Origin of the sequence: Vibrio sp. 10N.222.49.C12, from assembly GCF_041475025.1 — a bacterium.
Taxonomy (GTDB): Bacteria; Pseudomonadota; Gammaproteobacteria; order Enterobacterales; family Vibrionaceae; genus Vibrio; species Vibrio crassostreae_C.
On sequence record NZ_JBFRVF010000022.1, the window covers coordinates 1 to 15,175 of the forward strand.

At 44.0% G+C, this 15,175-nt stretch carries 16 protein-coding genes; 10 read left to right on the forward strand and 6 right to left on the reverse strand.

The annotated features are described in order from the left end of the window. Positions 1-83: 83 nt before the first annotated feature. Entirely contained in the window at positions 84-1,235 is a 1,152-nt protein-coding gene (locus AB4583_RS07375; RefSeq protein ID WP_372116928.1) for a CNNM domain-containing protein, read from the reverse strand. Between the two features lie 270 nt (positions 1,236-1,505). Between AB4583_RS07375 and hupA the strand changes: the two genes are divergently transcribed. Both hupA and AB4583_RS07385 read left to right on the forward strand, forming a co-directional pair. After that, positions 1,506-1,778, forward strand: coding sequence for a nucleoid-associated protein HU-alpha (gene hupA / locus AB4583_RS07380; protein ID WP_004729753.1), 273 nt, complete (start codon positions 1,506-1,508; stop codon positions 1,776-1,778). Positions 1,779-1,825: 47 nt separating this feature from the next. After that, on the forward strand, positions 1,826-2,530 hold the full coding sequence (locus tag AB4583_RS07385; protein ID WP_372116930.1) for a DUF1481 domain-containing protein: 705 nt from the start codon (positions 1,826-1,828) through the stop codon (positions 2,528-2,530). A gap of 160 nt (positions 2,531-2,690) precedes the next feature. Here AB4583_RS07385 and purD read toward each other — a convergent pair whose 3' ends face one another. Continuing rightward, complete coding sequence (gene purD / locus AB4583_RS07390; protein WP_116871566.1) at positions 2,691-3,980, reverse strand: phosphoribosylamine--glycine ligase; 1,290 nt, start codon at positions 3,978-3,980, stop codon at positions 2,691-2,693. A 282-nt stretch (positions 3,981-4,262) separates the two neighbouring features. Next, the gene (gene purH, locus AB4583_RS07395) at positions 4,263-5,870 is read right to left on the reverse strand and encodes a bifunctional phosphoribosylaminoimidazolecarboxamide formyltransferase/IMP cyclohydrolase (protein ID WP_372116932.1); all 1,608 of its coding nucleotides are present in this window, start codon (positions 5,868-5,870) and stop codon (positions 4,263-4,265) included. Between the two features lie 324 nt (positions 5,871-6,194). On the opposite strand from purH, the gene zntR reads away from it, so the two are divergent. The 8 genes from zntR (at position 6,195) to AB4583_RS07435 (ending at position 12,306) form a co-directional block, all read left to right on the forward strand. After that, positions 6,195-6,635, forward strand: coding sequence for a Zn(2+)-responsive transcriptional regulator (gene zntR, locus AB4583_RS07400; protein WP_017062704.1), 441 nt, complete (start codon positions 6,195-6,197; stop codon positions 6,633-6,635). A 400-nt stretch (positions 6,636-7,035) separates the two neighbouring features. Continuing rightward, entirely contained in the window at positions 7,036-8,238 is a 1,203-nt protein-coding gene (locus AB4583_RS07405) for a tyrosine-type recombinase/integrase (protein ID WP_372116934.1), read from the forward strand. Next, positions 8,238-8,819: a hypothetical protein gene (locus AB4583_RS07410; protein ID WP_372116936.1), complete on the forward strand. Its 582-nt coding sequence runs from the start codon at positions 8,238-8,240 to the stop codon at positions 8,817-8,819. Before AB4583_RS07405 ends, AB4583_RS07410 begins: the two co-directional genes overlap by 1 nt. Positions 8,820-8,899: 80 nt before the next feature. Beyond that, positions 8,900-9,082: an AlpA family transcriptional regulator gene (locus AB4583_RS07415; RefSeq protein WP_102459171.1), complete on the forward strand. Its 183-nt coding sequence runs from the start codon at positions 8,900-8,902 to the stop codon at positions 9,080-9,082. 263 nt (positions 9,083-9,345) lie between these two features. Continuing rightward, positions 9,346-11,118: a primase-helicase family protein gene (locus AB4583_RS07420; protein WP_372116938.1), complete on the forward strand. Its 1,773-nt coding sequence runs from the start codon at positions 9,346-9,348 to the stop codon at positions 11,116-11,118. An 84-nt stretch (positions 11,119-11,202) separates the two neighbouring features. Then, entirely contained in the window at positions 11,203-11,490 is a 288-nt protein-coding gene (locus AB4583_RS07425; protein ID WP_372116940.1) for a hypothetical protein, read from the forward strand. A 238-nt stretch (positions 11,491-11,728) separates the two neighbouring features. Continuing rightward, a complete protein-coding gene (locus AB4583_RS07430; protein WP_108187361.1) occupies positions 11,729-12,049 on the forward strand; it encodes a hypothetical protein in 321 nt (106 codons plus the stop codon). Beyond that, positions 12,046-12,306: a hypothetical protein gene (locus AB4583_RS07435; protein WP_019820774.1), complete on the forward strand. Its 261-nt coding sequence runs from the start codon at positions 12,046-12,048 to the stop codon at positions 12,304-12,306. Before AB4583_RS07430 ends, AB4583_RS07435 begins: the two co-directional genes overlap by 4 nt. Positions 12,307-12,817: 511 nt before the next feature. On the opposite strand, the gene fis is transcribed toward AB4583_RS07435, so the two are convergent. The 3 genes from fis to prmA all read right to left on the reverse strand — a co-directional run bounded on the left by fis (position 12,818) and on the right by prmA (position 15,134). Next, positions 12,818-13,114, reverse strand: a complete 297-nt coding sequence (fis, locus tag AB4583_RS07440) for a DNA-binding transcriptional regulator Fis (protein WP_004729744.1) — start codon at positions 13,112-13,114, stop codon at positions 12,818-12,820. A 23-nt stretch (positions 13,115-13,137) separates the two neighbouring features. Next, positions 13,138-14,106, reverse strand: coding sequence for a tRNA dihydrouridine synthase DusB (dusB, locus tag AB4583_RS07445; protein ID WP_032546269.1), 969 nt, complete (start codon positions 14,104-14,106; stop codon positions 13,138-13,140). 140 nt (positions 14,107-14,246) lie between these two features. Next, positions 14,247-15,134 (reverse strand): 50S ribosomal protein L11 methyltransferase, encoded by an 888-nt coding sequence (gene prmA, locus AB4583_RS07450; protein ID WP_017055901.1) that lies wholly within the window; start codon positions 15,132-15,134, stop codon positions 14,247-14,249. Between the last annotated feature and the right edge of the window lie 41 nt (positions 15,135-15,175).

The window sequence follows — 15,175 nt, forward strand, 5'->3', positions numbered from 1 at the left end:
TTGTGTATAAGAGACAGCCCTAGGGAGCCTTTGTTGTATCTGACGGTATCAAATTGAGATTAAGCGTCTTTTTTGTCTTCGTTCTACACTTTGTCTTTTGATGCCTTATCTTTTGATGCGTCGTCGTCATTCGTTGATTTTGCATCTGAAGAGTCGTTGTCTGCTGGAGTTTCTTCCTCGTCCTCGTCATCGCGGTTTTCGATAACACCGTGTGTCTCTTTCCACTTCTCCCAGCGTTGGAACGCCAGTTCTTGCATGTCAGTCGTCTTATCCGCTTCGTCGACAATCTCTTCGCCCACTAGGTGCTCAAAGATGTCTTCTAGGGTGATGATGCCCTGAATAGTGCCGTATTCGTCCACAACTAAAGACAGTTGCAGGCGGTTTGCCATCATCTGGTCAAAGGCCTTAGCCAAGCCCATGTTGTTCAGCAACACGTGGATAGGGCGCATTACTTCACCCAAAGCTTTCTCACCACAACCGGCTTGCTGCAATCTAAACAGCTCTAAGCGGTGAACAAAACCGATGATGTTGTCACTCTGCTCGCTGTAAACCAGCGGACGTGAGAATGGCGTGTCTTTATGTTGTTCTAGGAAGGTATTGACACTCATTTCCGCATCAACACGGAATACCACTGGGCGCGGCGTCATTACCTGAGTCACGGGTACATCTTGAATACCCAGTAGGTTGCTCAGGATTTTTGACTCGCCTTCTGCAAATTCACCGCTCTCTTTTGCCAAAATCGCCATTGCAGATAACTCATCACGCATTTTTGGTGCTTGGTGGCCACGAGCAAGACGTTTGGTGATCTGTTCTGAGAACCATACAAACGGTGTTAGGAAGAACACCATCCAACGAAGCACGCTTGCCGAAGCAGGAGCAAGTTGACGCCAGTAGGTTGCACCAATGGTTTTTGGAACAATCTCAGATAATACCAAGATACCTAGCGTTAGCACGGCAGAGAAGACACCTAACCATTGGCTACCAAAAACGACAGCCGCTTGTGCACCTGCTGTCGCAGCACCGATAGTATGGGCGATGGTGTTGAGCGTTAAAATTGACGCAAGCGGGCGGTCGATGTCTGTTTTCAGTTTGTCTAATGACTCTGCTGCAGGATGCCCATTTTGTTTTAGTTGAGCGATGTAGCTCGGACTAATACTCAAAAGTACAGCTTCCAAAACAGAACAAATGAAAGAAACTCCAATGGCGATGGAGACGTAAATAGTTAGCAGCAGCATGTTTGCCCTTAAATTAAATTGTACGCTTTATCAGCGATTCAGCGTGGATTATAGAGAAAAAGTAGTGGCTAGGTCATCATTAATTTTGCGCTCAGCCCCTTTTAAACAAGGGCTTGCTTAAATAAATCAGTAACAAATTGTGAGTTATTACTCATATTATGGCTAAAACTACGGCATTAGAGTCAAAGATCGACGACAAACCTTTGCCAGATGGGGCATTTATGTTTTAGAGTGAATTGAATTCAAAAATACAAAGAAGGGAAACCTAAAATGAACAAGACTCAATTAATCGACTTTATTGCTGAAAAAGCGGACCTTTCTAAAGCACAAGCTAAAGCTGCTCTAGAAGCGACTCTTGGTGGTGTAACAGATGCTCTTAAAGATGGCGATCAAGTTCAGCTAATTGGTTTTGGTACTTTTAAAGTAAACCACCGTGCAGCTCGCACTGGTCGTAACCCAAAAACTGGTGATGAGATCCAAATCGCTGCTGCAAACGTTCCAGCATTTGTTGCAGGTAAAGCGCTGAAAGATTCAGTGAAATAATCTAAACTGTACCGAGGTAGTCGTATTCCACCTCGGTACAGGTTTTTATGAAAAAAGCATTTCTTCTCGTTTCACTGTTATCTACATTTCTTATTGGCTGTTCTTCAACAAGCCCTCGCAAAAACCTAGAGCAATTTGAAACCTACACCGGCGGCCAAGTCATGGGCGACGCGACAAGTTTCTACTGGGTGACTAACAAGCTCACACAACCTCATAATTCAGCAGACTACGTCACTATGGGTGATTATGGCTGGTATCAAACTGACTATGCATGGTCGGATGGTGTGCTTCGTGAATTTATTCGTGAAGGTGAGCAGCGCAACGCATCAAATGAACTGGCTCCATTTCGGGTTCATGTCCGTTTCAACAAATCAGGCGAAGCTGTGTATCAGCAGTACCGTATTGACGGTAAAATCCTACCAATCCGCGCTAAGCAGCTTGAAACTTACAAGAATGAAGCCTCACAGGCCTTAGATACCACGGCTAAGCAGAATGACGAAGGCTTCAAGTTGATCCAAGGCTATTGGAATGGTCAATCTTTCGAAACTTGCTCGGGTAAAGAGTTTTCAAGTATCGACATTAACCAAGCCTTACCAAACTTTGTGATTAATCGCTTAGCGTCAGTAGAAAGCTATGCTGCGTTTCTTGGTAGTGATTCACTCGGAAAAATCACTGTAGAAGAGCTATTGATGTTAGCGGAAGAAAGTCACGATTGTGTCGTAAGACCATCATTGCTGAAGAGCAGCGAATAAATCATTAAGAGTATTTAGCCTACTGTAGGCCAAATGCTCTTTAGTCTGTACATATGTACGTTGGACAATAAAAAAGGCGCCCACTAAGGCGCCTTTTTCTGTTCTTCGCTTGCTGTCATTTGCTCACTGTTATTGGATAGTAAGCGAGTGACAATCTTGATTACTGCTCTTGCTCGCGCGCAATCGCACGGTAACCAATGTCATTGCGGTGGAACATACCATTCCAGCTCACTTGCTTCGTTAACGCGTATGCGCGTTCCTGAGCTTCAGAAACCGTGTTACCCAGCGCTGTTGCACAAAGTACACGACCACCGTTTGTCACCACGTCGCCAGCTTCGTTATTTGCAGTACCTGCGTGGAAAACCTTTTGGCCTTCAACTTCGCTTGTTGGTAGTGAAATTACGTCACCTTTTGCGTAGTCAGCAGGGTAGCCGCCAGCTGCAAGAACAACACCAATTGAAGCACGTGGATCCCACTTAGACTCAGCTTGATCTAGTTTCTCATCGATAGCCATTAGACATAGCTCAACAAGGTCTGACTCCATGCGCATCATGATAGGTTGCGTTTCTGGATCGCCGAAGCGGCAGTTGTATTCGATAACTTTCGGAGTGCCGTCAGCATCGATCATTAGGCCAGCGTAAAGGAAACCAGTGTAAGGTGCGCCTTCTGCATCCATGCCACGTACCGTTGGGTAGATAACTTCTTCAAGGATACGGTTGTGGATCTCTGGCGTTACTACAGGAGCCGGAGAATAAGCACCCATGCCGCCCGTGTTAGGGCCAGTGTCTTTGTCGCCAACACGTTTGTGGTCTTGGCTGGTGGCCATAGGTAGAACGCTAGAGCCGTCAACCATTACGATGAAGCTTGCTTCTTCGCCTTCAAGGAACTCTTCGATAACCACGCGGCTGCCTGCTTCGCCAAATGCGTTGCCTGCTAGCATATCTTTGATTGCGTCTTCTGCTTCTTCCAGAGTCATCGCAACGATAACGCCTTTACCAGCCGCAAGGCCGTCAGCTTTAACTACGATTGGTGCACCTTGCTCACGAACGTAAGCGATAGCTGGCTCAATCTCAGTGAAGTTCGCGTAAGAACCGGTTGGGATGTCATGACGAGCTAGGAAGTCTTTAGTGAATGCTTTAGAGCCTTCCAGCTGTGCTGCCGCTTGAGTTGGACCAAAGATAGGCAGACCTACTTCGCGGAACGCGTCAACCACACCAATAACCAATGGCGCTTCAGGGCCAACGATAGTCAGTTCGATTTTTTTCTCTTGAGCAAACGCCACTAAACCAGCGATGTCTTCAACGCCGATGTTTACGTTTTCAAGTTTTGGCTCAAGTGCAGTACCTGCGTTACCTGGAGCGATGAATACTGTTTCAACGTTTGGGTTTTGTGCTGCTTTCCAACCTAGTGCATGCTCACGACCGCCAGCACCAATAATCAATACATTCATGTTTTAAAATCCTTATAGCTGCTTCAGAGTCTTTATTTCTGTGTCAAACATGCTCACTTATAGTCATAAGCTCCGCGTGTTTTCCTTGAACTAAAGTCACTGACTTGCTCTACGTATTTCAAATATCGGAATATTTAAAAAACAAAATTATAAGTTTTGCTCAAAGTAGTTGGTGATGTGGCGAGGCAGCAATTGAGCCCATCCCCGGGAGCATAGCTCGCTATGTGACCGGGGTGGGCGAAAGCAGCTAACGACACCACAGTGCCAAATACGAAGAGGAAATTAGTGGCGGAAGTGACGCATGCCCGTAAAGATCATCGCCATGCCGTGCTCGTCTGCTGCTGCGATAACTTCGTCATCACGCATAGAGCCGCCTGGTTGGATAACACATTTGATACCCGCTTCTGCCGCCGCGTCGATACCGTCACGGAATGGGAAGAATGCATCTGATGCCATCACACAACCTTCAACCTGTAGACCTTCGTCTGCAGCTTTGATGCCTGCGATTTTCGCAGAGTAAACACGGCTCATTTGGCCTGCGCCCACACCGATAGTCATGTCGCCTTTCGAGTAAACGATCGCGTTAGATTTCACGTACTTCGCTACTTTCCAGCAGAATAGGGCATCTTTTAGCTCTTCAGCGGTTGGTTGACGCTTAGAAACCACTTTAAGGTCATCTTCAGACACCATGCCTTGGTCGCGGTCTTGAACCAGTAGGCCGCCGTTAACGCGTTTCACGTCAAAGCCAGTCGTCTTAGTTGTCCACTCACCACACTCAAGTAGGCGAAGGTTTTTCTTAGCCGCTACGATTTCTACTGCTTCAGCAGAAACAGAAGGTGCAATGATAACTTCAACGAATTGGCGCTCAGTAATAGCGGTTGCTGTTGCTGCGTCTAGCTCACGGTTGAATGCGATGATGCCACCAAATGCAGACGTTGGGTCTGTTTTGAATGCACGGTCGTAAGCTTCTAGGATGTCTTCACCTAGTGCTACACCACATGGGTTAGCGTGCTTAACGATCACACATGCTGGCTCATCGAACTCTTTCACACACTCAAGTGCTGCATCAGTGTCAGCGATGTTGTTGTAAGAAAGTGCTTTACCTTGGATTTGGCGAGCAGTAGAAACAGACGCTTCTTCAGGGTTTGCTTCAACGTAGAATGCTGCCGCTTGGTGGCTGTTCTCACCGTAGCGCATGTCTTGTTTTTTCTCGAACTGTTGGTTGAACGTGCGAGGGAATTTGCTCTTGTTTTCAGGAGAAGGTTCGTCACCTTCTTTGTTCTCACCGTAAGATGGAACCATAGTGCCGAAGTAGTTTGCGATCATGCCGTCGTAAGAAGCGGTGTGCTCGAATGCTGCGATAGCGAGGTCGAAGCGAGTCTCTAGTGTTAGAGATTTATCGTTCGCGTCCATTTCAGCGACAACGCGATCGTAGTCGTGTGCGTTAACAACGATCGTTACGTCTTTGTGGTTTTTCGCTGCAGAGCGAACCATTGTAGGGCCGCCGATGTCGATGTTCTCAACAGCATCAGCAAGGGTACAACCTTCTTTAGCAACGGTTTCTGCGAATGGGTATAGGTTTACAACAACCATATCGATAGGGTTGATACCGTGAGTTTCCATCACGTCATCATCTTGGCCACGACGGCCTAGAACACCACCATGAACTTTTGGGTGCAGAGTCTTAACACGGCCATCCATCATTTCTGGGAAACCAGTGTAGTCAGATACTTCTGTAACAGAGATGCCTTTTTCAGCAAGCAGGCGAGCAGTGCCACCGGTAGATAGGATATCTACACCACGGTTAGCAAGAGCTTGTGCAAATTCAACGATACCAGTTTTGTCTGATACGCTGATTAGAGCGCGGCGAATTGGACGAGCGTTATTCATGCTTCCATCTTCCTCAAATTCATGGGGTTAAAATAAAGATATTTGCCAAAAAAGAACTTGTTTCTATCTTCTTAGCGTGGATTATCTTAGATACCAGTAAGAGATAAAATATTGGCCAGTTTTGGTAAAGACCTTTTGGGTTAGTCTTATGATTAAGCTATAAGATAACCAACTCCAAATTTGATGGCGCAGATTCTAACTAATTTATTACAAAAAAGCTCGCGCAATCGTTTGGCATCTCAAAATTAATTATGAAAAGTGCCATTTCAGCCTGAAAAGTAACGATAAGGTTAATTGTGGAATGGACGAACAGTAGGAAAAAACATGTTTCAGATCGGTGAATTAGCGAAGCGATGCGGTGTGACAGCCGATACCTTGCGATTTTATGAGAAGAATAACCTGATCGCGCCAGCCAGTCGCAGTGACTCGGGTTATCGCCTGTATGATGAAAATAACCAGAAACAGGTGACGTTTATTCTCAAATCTAAAGCGTTGGGGCTGAGTTTGGACGAGATTAAAGAATTGCTTGAGATTCGCCTCGAGGCCACACAGCACAGTTGCGCTGAAGTGAAGTCGATTACCTCAGCAAAGCTAGAGATGATTGATGAGAAGATTACCGAGTTAACTAAGATTCGCACCGCACTTAAAAAGATTAATGATGCGTGTTGTGGTCACGTAGACGATGATGCAAGCCATTGTTCGATTCTAGCAGCCTTGGACTCAGCAAACGTCGACAAAGGTCGCTGCTGTCGCACTGGAGAGTAATCAGCGACTATCACGGATCGACAAGCCAAAAAAAAGCCAAACTCAACAATGAGCTTGGCTTTCAATTCAATAAATTACGAAAGAACGATTAGTTCATGCCGTATTATCAAATAAGCCATTACCCTCAAACTCATTATATCTCACTTTAGTTCTCCTAATGCCCCTTGTAGCAACGGTTTGCTATCCTATTGTGTCTCACCTTCTCCCGTAATATCCTCAGATGTATCAGCAATTGTGTGGTATTTGTTGTGGTAGCTAATCCCTATCGCTAGCAAGTTTCAAAACAATTCTAATATTTAATATGACTCTTATGACTCTTATGACTAGGCCTTTAAATATAAGGGCTTAGAGGCGTCATAAGACTTGTTTTTCTTGTGACGGATAATGAAAGGCTTATGACATGGCAATCAGTGACAGCAAGCTAAAAGCACTCAGTGGAAAGAAACACGACAACGCTAACCCTATAAAGATTGCAGATCGAGACGGGCTTTACGCGTTCCACTACAAAACAGGGAAAGTTTCGTTTGTACTTCGCTATAGATACAACAAAAAGCAATACGAATTAAAACTAGGCTCCTATCCCGCAACATCGCTGCTAGAAGCGAGAACGGCAGCTACCGAGCATCAAAAGCATTTAGATAAAGGTTTAGATCCAAAGGTGCAGGCACAACTCCAACGAGAGAAGACATTGGAAGCGGTAACGGTCAGGGATGCTCTCGAGCACTGGATAGATAATGATGCAGTTAAAAAACGTGCAAACTTTGAAAGGCACCGAGCTCAATTCAAAAAGCACATATATCCGTTCATTGGTCGTTTGCCTTTAGAGCTGTGTGAAACGCGGCATTGGGTTCAAGTCTTTGACGATATTACTAACGGAGCGCACTCTCGCCCCGCCCCAAAAGCAAGCGGGTATATTCTTCAAAATGCGAAACAAGCCCTTAGATTTTGCCGAAACCGCCAGTTTGCTTATTCGACAGCACTGGAAGACTTAAACATTGCTGATATTGGCGAACACCAAAATAAAAAAGATCGCGTTTTGTCGTGGCCTGAGCTTATGGAGGCTTGGGAATGGTGTGATAACGGAAAAAACCATTGGTACTACAGGAATCTAGTTCGTTTATTGGTTGTTTTTGGCTGCAGAACTCAAGAGTTGCGTTTATCAAAAATCAAAGAGTGGGATTTGGATTCGATGCTTTGGACTGTTCCGAAATCTAACAGCAAAACGGGTTCTGAAATTAAACGCCCAATCCCGATAGAGCTAGAAAGTGTTATTCAATCCCTAATCCATAACTCAAAAAATGAATTTCTTTTGGGTGAAGAAAAGCGACCAGAGGCTGTATCTGCTTATGGTGCAGGAATTAGCAAAAAGCTAGGTCATGAAAAGTGGAATCTACATGATTTACGCAGAAGTTTTGCTACCTACCTAAATGATATGGAGATAGAGCCTTATGTGGTTGAGCAGATGCTAGGGCACGCCTTAGGTGGGGTGATGGCTATTTACAACAGATCGCAGCATATAGAGAAAAAAAGAGCAGCTTTAGATCTTTGGTTATCAAAACTAACTGACATTAAACAAGAGTCAAATGTAGTGGGGTTTAAATAATGGCGCGTCCTAAATTTGATGGAAAAACATGGTCTTATGCGCTTTGTAAAAAAGAAGCCGTCGAGCGATGGCTGAATGATGAGTTTAAACCATGGAGTCCTAGAGATGGTATTGGGGAAGGTAAATATTTATTAGAAGGGGATGAACGTGGAGCTAAGGACGCACTATCCAAGCTAATGCGAGGTGTAAATCCTTTCAAGCCAATTCCTTTGAACTACACCAGGCGTGATTATATTAAAAAATTAGAGCCTGCTTATAAATGTCTATATAGCCTCTATCGGGGAGAGCGGAAAACTCACCTACTAGATAAATACGGAAAGCAACACACAACGGCATTAGATGAATGGCTTGTTTCACATTTGTCTGGTGAGTTTGGCTTGTCCCGATCCGGCGGAGAAGACTCAGAATTTATGAGTAATTTTTTACGAAGATTCGCGCCCGGCACTCCAACAGAAAGGACTAACGCGGAGCTTGTGGAATTAATGCTTGTGTTGTTAGAGATCGGCGGAGCTCCCTATCAGTTTGGCAGCATAAAGCTATGTGAGGACAGCGAGTGGCCGATAAACAGAATTAAAAATTAGTTTTCCTGTTTATTGCTTGAGTGAAAACTCAAATATTATTTATTTCATATCTCAGGGCGTACCAACAAAAGGCAAGAGTAATGAATACAGAAAAACTACTTACATATGCAGACCTTTGTCCAATGCTAAATCGAAGTTACAAAAGCATTTGGCGATGGGTACAGAATGGCACGTTTCCACAACCTGTTAAGCACCTTGGCCGTACAATTGGTTGGAAGCAATTGGATGTTGAAAACTGGATTAAAGAAAGTAGTGAATCTTAGGTTAGATAATCACTTATGAATTAATCTTTATTTTTAAGTTGTTGATTATTAATTGAAATTATTGATTTTTGGGATTTAAAAACGAAGTGGCTACCATGTTAAATACCAAAAACTTTGAATTTATCGAATGAACGAAGTCAATCAAGCGCCAGAAAGAAAAAACGCCCAACAAATAAATGCTGAGCGTCCTTAAAAAATCATTGGCTAACGGTAGATTCCAGCAAGATTCGAACCATTAGCCAACGCTAAGAGTATAGAAAATTATGGCTAAAAACGCACGGACTTCCGTAAGTGGTGATCAGCGAAAGTTTGAAAAGGCTATTCATGATGGCATTTGCTCGGATATGAATATTGCATTTGGTGACGCTAAAGAAATTGATGTGAGCTTAATACAGGATGAACACTACAAACGGGTAATTTCAACCTATGTAGACTTATTTGAGCGCCCACACGTTCGCCCAACAGGGCAGGATGTAGCAAAGGAAATTCAAATTAGACTTACTCGAAGCGGTATGGCTATGGAGGATGCGGAACGCATAGCTGACAGGGTTGAAGACTTTCACGGTATAGAGCCGGATACACTTTTAATCAGGCGAGCACTAAAAGGGCTGAGAACGGACACCACCGCACCTACGTACTTACACGAAATTAGCGAAAGCGCTCATCCGGTAGCTTATGACGCACTGCTTATCCTTTGTAGGGAATCTACAGGGGCAACGGTTTTAAATGAAATTACTCCTGAAATTATTTCTATTTTCAATTCTACGCATTCTGTTGTTTTGCATGGAAGTAAAACGCTTATTTGCGAGAGAGCTACCGATCATAAAGGTGGTGTGAGTTACGCATTCTCCAAGCCGGAAGACAAAAGGCAGTTTTACGGAAATCTCAACTTTTCATACCAACAGGGCGAACAAACTAAAAAGGCAAATTGTTATGGCGTCTGGATGAAAGACTTCTCACGCAGCACCTTTCACGGTGTGGTATTTGACCCGTCCGGACGCGCTAGCAATCGTTTTTTAAATATGTGGCAAGGTTTTTCGGTTAAACCCGCCGATGGTGACGATCTCCTAGACCGGATTATGTGGCATTTAAAGCATATTATTTGTTGTGGTAATGATGAGCATTTTAGATTTTTACTGGCGTGGATGGCTCACCTGATCCAAAAACCTGAGGAAAAAAGTGGCATTTGTGTCGCTCTAAAATCAGACGCAAGGGGAACGGGTAAAAGCACCGTGTCTAGGCTGTTAAGTCGATTGTTGGGGCAGCACGCAATCACTGTGCAGGATTCTAAGCATTTACTGGGGGCGTTTAATAGCCATTTAGCTAACAAGCTGTTAGTGACGATTGAGGAGGCATTTTGGAGTGGATCACCTAAGGATGCCGGCAAGATAAGAACATTAATCACTGAGAGCACGATATCTATTGAGGCAAAAGGAAAGGACGCTATTGAGGTTGACAGCTTTCATCGCTTTTTAATGATTACTAACAATGATTGGGTAGTACCTCAAACTGCTAATGAAAGACGCTTTTTTGTGTTGGAGGTTTCGGACGAAAAGGCCAATAACCGCGATTATTTTAAGCCGCTTAATGCTGACATTGAAGATGAGCAAACCATAGGGCAGTTTTTGAACTTCCTACAAGATTACGATTTATCGAGCTTCGATTTAAGAAAAGCACCAAGGACTGAGGCGACACAACAACAAGTTATGGAGTCGCTAGAACCACATGAGGAATGGCTGTCTGGAATCATAGAAAATGGCGAAATAATTGACGGGAACCAGTCATACGATCTTGAGGGTGGGGCAATCGTTCCCAAAGGCAGTTTTTTTGAATCTTATACAGGGTATTGCCAGAAATTGAGTGTTTCAGGCCATCGAATAATAAACGAGAAAAAGCTAGGGCGGTACTTGATTGGGACAGTGAGTTTGATCGATGGAGGAAGACCCACAATCAACGGTAAGCGCACCACTTGTTACAAAGTGCCATTGCTAGAAGAAATGAAAAGCGCATTTGATAAAGCTTATGAGTACCAATAATTGAGAGCGGGTAAATTGATTATGAGTGATAAGGGAAGTTTAAAGTCGTTACTGGTTGAGCGAAACGCACGAAAGACAGTGAAGATGGCAAAGCAAAGCAGGCTATTTAGTGGTTGCGAGTATTGCGACACAAAAGCGGTTATTAAGGATTATGTTGCGGGCGATTCTCAGAACGATGAAATGATGGAAAAACTAATAACTGTGTTTGAGGCCGGCATTAACTCAGCACCCTATGAACGCGCCACAATTTACGCAACTGCGGATATTGCTCAGGCATTAAAGGATATGGGTAAATCATATGATGTAAGCCTGATTATGATTGATGTTGGATTTGACCCGTTTTGCGATCATGGATGGCGAAAAATCGTTTAAAAATAGCGAAATGGGAATATCAACCCTACGAAGTTGGGAATGTAAAAAGGCTGATTTTTAGAGTCTTAATTCCCATTCTAATAACAATAATATTGATTTTCAGATAACGAAATTAGCAAAAACAGCAAATATCACTACACAAACACAGAATATTGATTTTCACATGAATTATTGCCCACTAACTAACTACAAGGCATTGGTTAGATCTACTGGCAAAAAAAAACACAGGATTACCATTTTGAAGCTATTAACCATTGAACAAGCGCGAGCAAAAGCAATCTCAGAACTGGCAGCTAAACTGGGCTTTGCTGTTGCTCACAATGTGGATTTAGACGCGCCTTCTCATATGCAGGAAAAGGACTCAAGTCGCGCAAAGGCTGCATTAATTGCAGGAATAGAAAAACTGATTGAGATTAACGCTCGCGACTTGCTGACTGATCACGTTCACAGTAACTACCAAGCTCGAATTGCAGAATTAGAGGGTTCGCTAAGGGAGGCAAACAAGAATCACGAAATGGAATTACAGAAGCTAATCGAGGAAGTGGAGGGTTTGAAATGAGCAAAAAGGACAAATTACTAGAGCTGCTTAATATGTCAAAGGCCGCTGACGATGCAATTATTCAGATTATGGTCGCAAGGCATCCCAATTTCTCTTCTAAGGAACTTAAAGGTAAAAAGCTACGCCAGTGTATCGATGAGTACCTAAAAGCCGTATACGAGCGCGCAGGGCAGGAAGAGTTCAACTTAATCATGAATTATCGTGACCCATCGATTAACACGGGCGGGTTAACTGGAGTTTTACGTAGACTAAAGTAACCGACCCAAGCACAGAAACCCCAAACAAGGAAAACACATCATGAGTAATTCATATCCGCCAAAATCGAGCACTGGAAAAGATATGACCAATCCGGCCTATAAGAAAATGAACGACCACTTAGCCAACTTTTTCCCTAAATCGGTGAAGTCCGTACCACCCGAAGAAAAGAGCTAAAATACAAATTATTGAATTGAGAGAGGCGCTAGGAACGGCGCTTTTTTTGTGCCTGTCATGTTTTGGTCACGTTTCTAATATGACGGGCGTCATAAGAGCGTGTTTTTGAAACCCTTGCTACATAAGGGCTGGTCACATTAGTCACCTTTTCCACCTTATTTTTTGAAAAAAACGCGGGGGATTTTTTTGATGAGTTTGGGAGGTCGCATGATAAAAATTAATGCGCAGTTTTTAGTGTAAAAAAACGGAATTGGTAGTTTGTGTGGTAGCTATAAAATAAAAAAGCCACTCAGTAAAATGAATGGCCTTTAAAAACAATAACTTATGAATTTTTTATTAATTCATGCCGTATTTTTTAAGTTTCTTGCGAAGAGTACCGCGGTTAATACCCATCATGGTTGCTGCGCGAGTTTGGTTACCGCGAGTGTACTGCATGATAGTGTCTAGTAGTGGCTGTTCAACTTCAGCTAATACTAATTCGTATAACTCGCTGACTTCTTGACCGTTTAATTGAGCAAGGTAATTTTTCAATGATGCTTTAACTGAGTCACGTAGTGGCTTCTGCGTGATTTGGTCTTGTGATGTAACTGTAGTTACTGTCAATGCTTCTGAAGTCAGATTTTGTTCGAACATATTCGGTCTAGCTCTTCTCGTAATTATGGTGCAACGTTATCAAAAAAACCTTCTAGCGCTTCAAGCTGCAGATCACCTGCTTCGAATGCGTTGAAGGTACGGCGAAACTCACTCGCTTGTTCATGTTCTTTTAGATACCAACCCACATGCTTACGAGCGATGCGAGGGCCTAAAAATTCTCCATAAAATTCATGTAGAGCGTGCACATGACCAAGCATGATGTCTTTCACTTCCGAAATCGGGAGTGGGTCCATCGTGGTGCCGTTTTCCAAATAGTGTAGGATTTCGTTAAAAATCCAAGGACGTCCTTGGGCAGGTCGACCTATCATTAAAGCATCAGCGCCGGTGTACTCCAGCACAAACTTCGCTTTTTCCGGACTATCGATATCACCGTTAGCGATAACCGGAATAGATACTGCTTGTTTCGCTGCTTTAATGTGTTTGTATTCTGCCTCACCTTTGTACATACAAGCGCGAGTTCTTCCATGGAGCGCAAGAGCTTGTATGCCGCAGTCTTCGGCTATTTTCGCGATTTGGACACAGTTTCTATTGTCTGTATCCCAGCCTGTGCGCGTTTTCAACGTTACTGGAACGTCGACAGCATTTACCACCGCTTTCAGAATGTCTTCAATGAGTTCTGGATGCTGCAGTAAGGCTGAGCCCGCAAGCTTTTTATTCACTTTTTTGGCTGGACAACCCATGTTGATATCGATGATTTGCGCACCGTTATCGACATTAAATTGAGCAGCCTCGGCCATAAGCTGTGGATCTGCACCAGCGATTTGTACTGAACGAATGCCCGATTCGCCTTCATGTACCATACGCTGCTGAGACTTTGACGTTTTCCAAACTTTCGGATTGGAGGACATCATTTCACTGACTGCCATCCCCGCACCGTAGCGAAGACACAACTCACGGAATGGTCTATCCGTTACGCCAGCCATAGGAGCGACGATTAGATTGTTCTTAAGTTGATAATTTCCGATTTTCAAAAATGTCATCACAGTTCTGTACCAGCAAGGGCGCGCATTTTACGCATTTTTTCGCTGCGTGAAAAGACTAATATTTGAGCATTTACAATTTGTTTTTGTAATTTGTTTAAATTTCAGTCAATTAGCGCCTAAAGTCTTGTCTAGCCTTGCTTGCGACCTGAGATTCGACACCATTCTTGTTGTTCGATGATCGGATCAATGTGAAGCTCATCACGATAATAAGTGGCAACATCTTCTGCTTGTGTATCTAAAACACCCGACATCGCAAGTACACCATTTGGCTTAACTAGGCCCTTGATGATGCCAGAAAGGTCGCGTAATGGACCCGCAAGAATGTTGGCGACAACAACGTCTGCTAGCAAACCTTCCGGTTGATCTTGTGGCAAGAACACCTCTAGTTGCTCAGCAACGCCATTGCGTTGTGCGTTGTCTTTTGATGCAAGCAGAGCTTGAGGATCAATGTCGATCCCGATAACTTTTGCTGCGCCTAGTTTGATCGCAGCGATCGCTAGGATGCCTGAGCCACAACCGAAGTCGATCACGGTTTTGCCTGCAAGGTCTAAGCCTTCAAGCCACTCAAGACACAATGCCGTTGTCGGGTGAGTACCTGTACCAAATGCAAGGCCAGGGTCTAGCATTACGTTAACAGCGTCAGGTTCAGGGATATCGCGCCAGCTAGGGCAGATCCATAAACGCTCACCAAACTTCATTGGGTGGAAGTTGTCCATCCATTCACGCTCCCAATCCTTGTCTTCAATTTGCTCTACTTTATGAGCAAAGTCTGCAGGGAACATGTTGCTTGCTTTAATCTGCGCTAGAACGACACCAGTATCAGTCTCAGCGTCGTAAAGCGCGAGAATGTCAGTATCACCCCAAAGGCGAGTTTCGCCTGGCAGAGGCTCAAATACAGGGGTATCTTGTGCATCCAGGAAAGTTACAGAAAGAGCACCAGTCTCTTCCATTAACATGTCGCCGATTTGTTCGGCATTTTCATTGGTAGCATTAAGCTTGATTTGAATCCAAGGCATGGCTGCATCTTCTATATGAGAAAAATTGGATGGCGAGTCTA

Bases quoted from the DNA above. Each gene is read 5' to 3' on its own strand.
- AB4583_RS07425 (WP_372116940.1), top strand. From the start codon at position 11,203: ATGGCAAAGCAAAGCAGGCTATTTAGTGGTTGCGAGTATTGCGACACA.
- purD (WP_116871566.1), bottom strand. From the start codon at position 3,980: ATGAATGTATTGATTATTGGTGCTGGCGGTCGTGAGCATGCACTAGGT.
- AB4583_RS07385 (WP_372116930.1), top strand. From the start codon at position 1,826: ATGAAAAAAGCATTTCTTCTCGTTTCACTGTTATCTACATTTCTTATT.
- fis (WP_004729744.1), bottom strand. From the start codon at position 13,114: ATGTTCGAACAAAATCTGACTTCAGAAGCATTGACAGTAACTACAGTT.
- AB4583_RS07405 (WP_372116934.1), top strand. From the start codon at position 7,036: ATGGCAATCAGTGACAGCAAGCTAAAAGCACTCAGTGGAAAGAAACAC.
- AB4583_RS07375 (WP_372116928.1), bottom strand. From the start codon at position 1,235: ATGCTGCTGCTAACTATTTACGTCTCCATCGCCATTGGAGTTTCTTTC.
- AB4583_RS07410 (WP_372116936.1), top strand. From the start codon at position 8,238: ATGGCGCGTCCTAAATTTGATGGAAAAACATGGTCTTATGCGCTTTGT.
- purH (WP_372116932.1), bottom strand. From the start codon at position 5,870: ATGAATAACGCTCGTCCAATTCGCCGCGCTCTAATCAGCGTATCAGAC.
- hupA (WP_004729753.1), top strand. From the start codon at position 1,506: ATGAACAAGACTCAATTAATCGACTTTATTGCTGAAAAAGCGGACCTT.
- prmA (WP_017055901.1), bottom strand. From the start codon at position 15,134: ATGCCTTGGATTCAAATCAAGCTTAATGCTACCAATGAAAATGCCGAA.
- AB4583_RS07435 (WP_019820774.1), top strand. From the start codon at position 12,046: ATGAGCAAAAAGGACAAATTACTAGAGCTGCTTAATATGTCAAAGGCC.
- AB4583_RS07415 (WP_102459171.1), top strand. From the start codon at position 8,900: ATGAATACAGAAAAACTACTTACATATGCAGACCTTTGTCCAATGCTA.
- zntR (WP_017062704.1), top strand. From the start codon at position 6,195: ATGTTTCAGATCGGTGAATTAGCGAAGCGATGCGGTGTGACAGCCGAT.
- AB4583_RS07420 (WP_372116938.1), top strand. From the start codon at position 9,346: ATGGCTAAAAACGCACGGACTTCCGTAAGTGGTGATCAGCGAAAGTTT.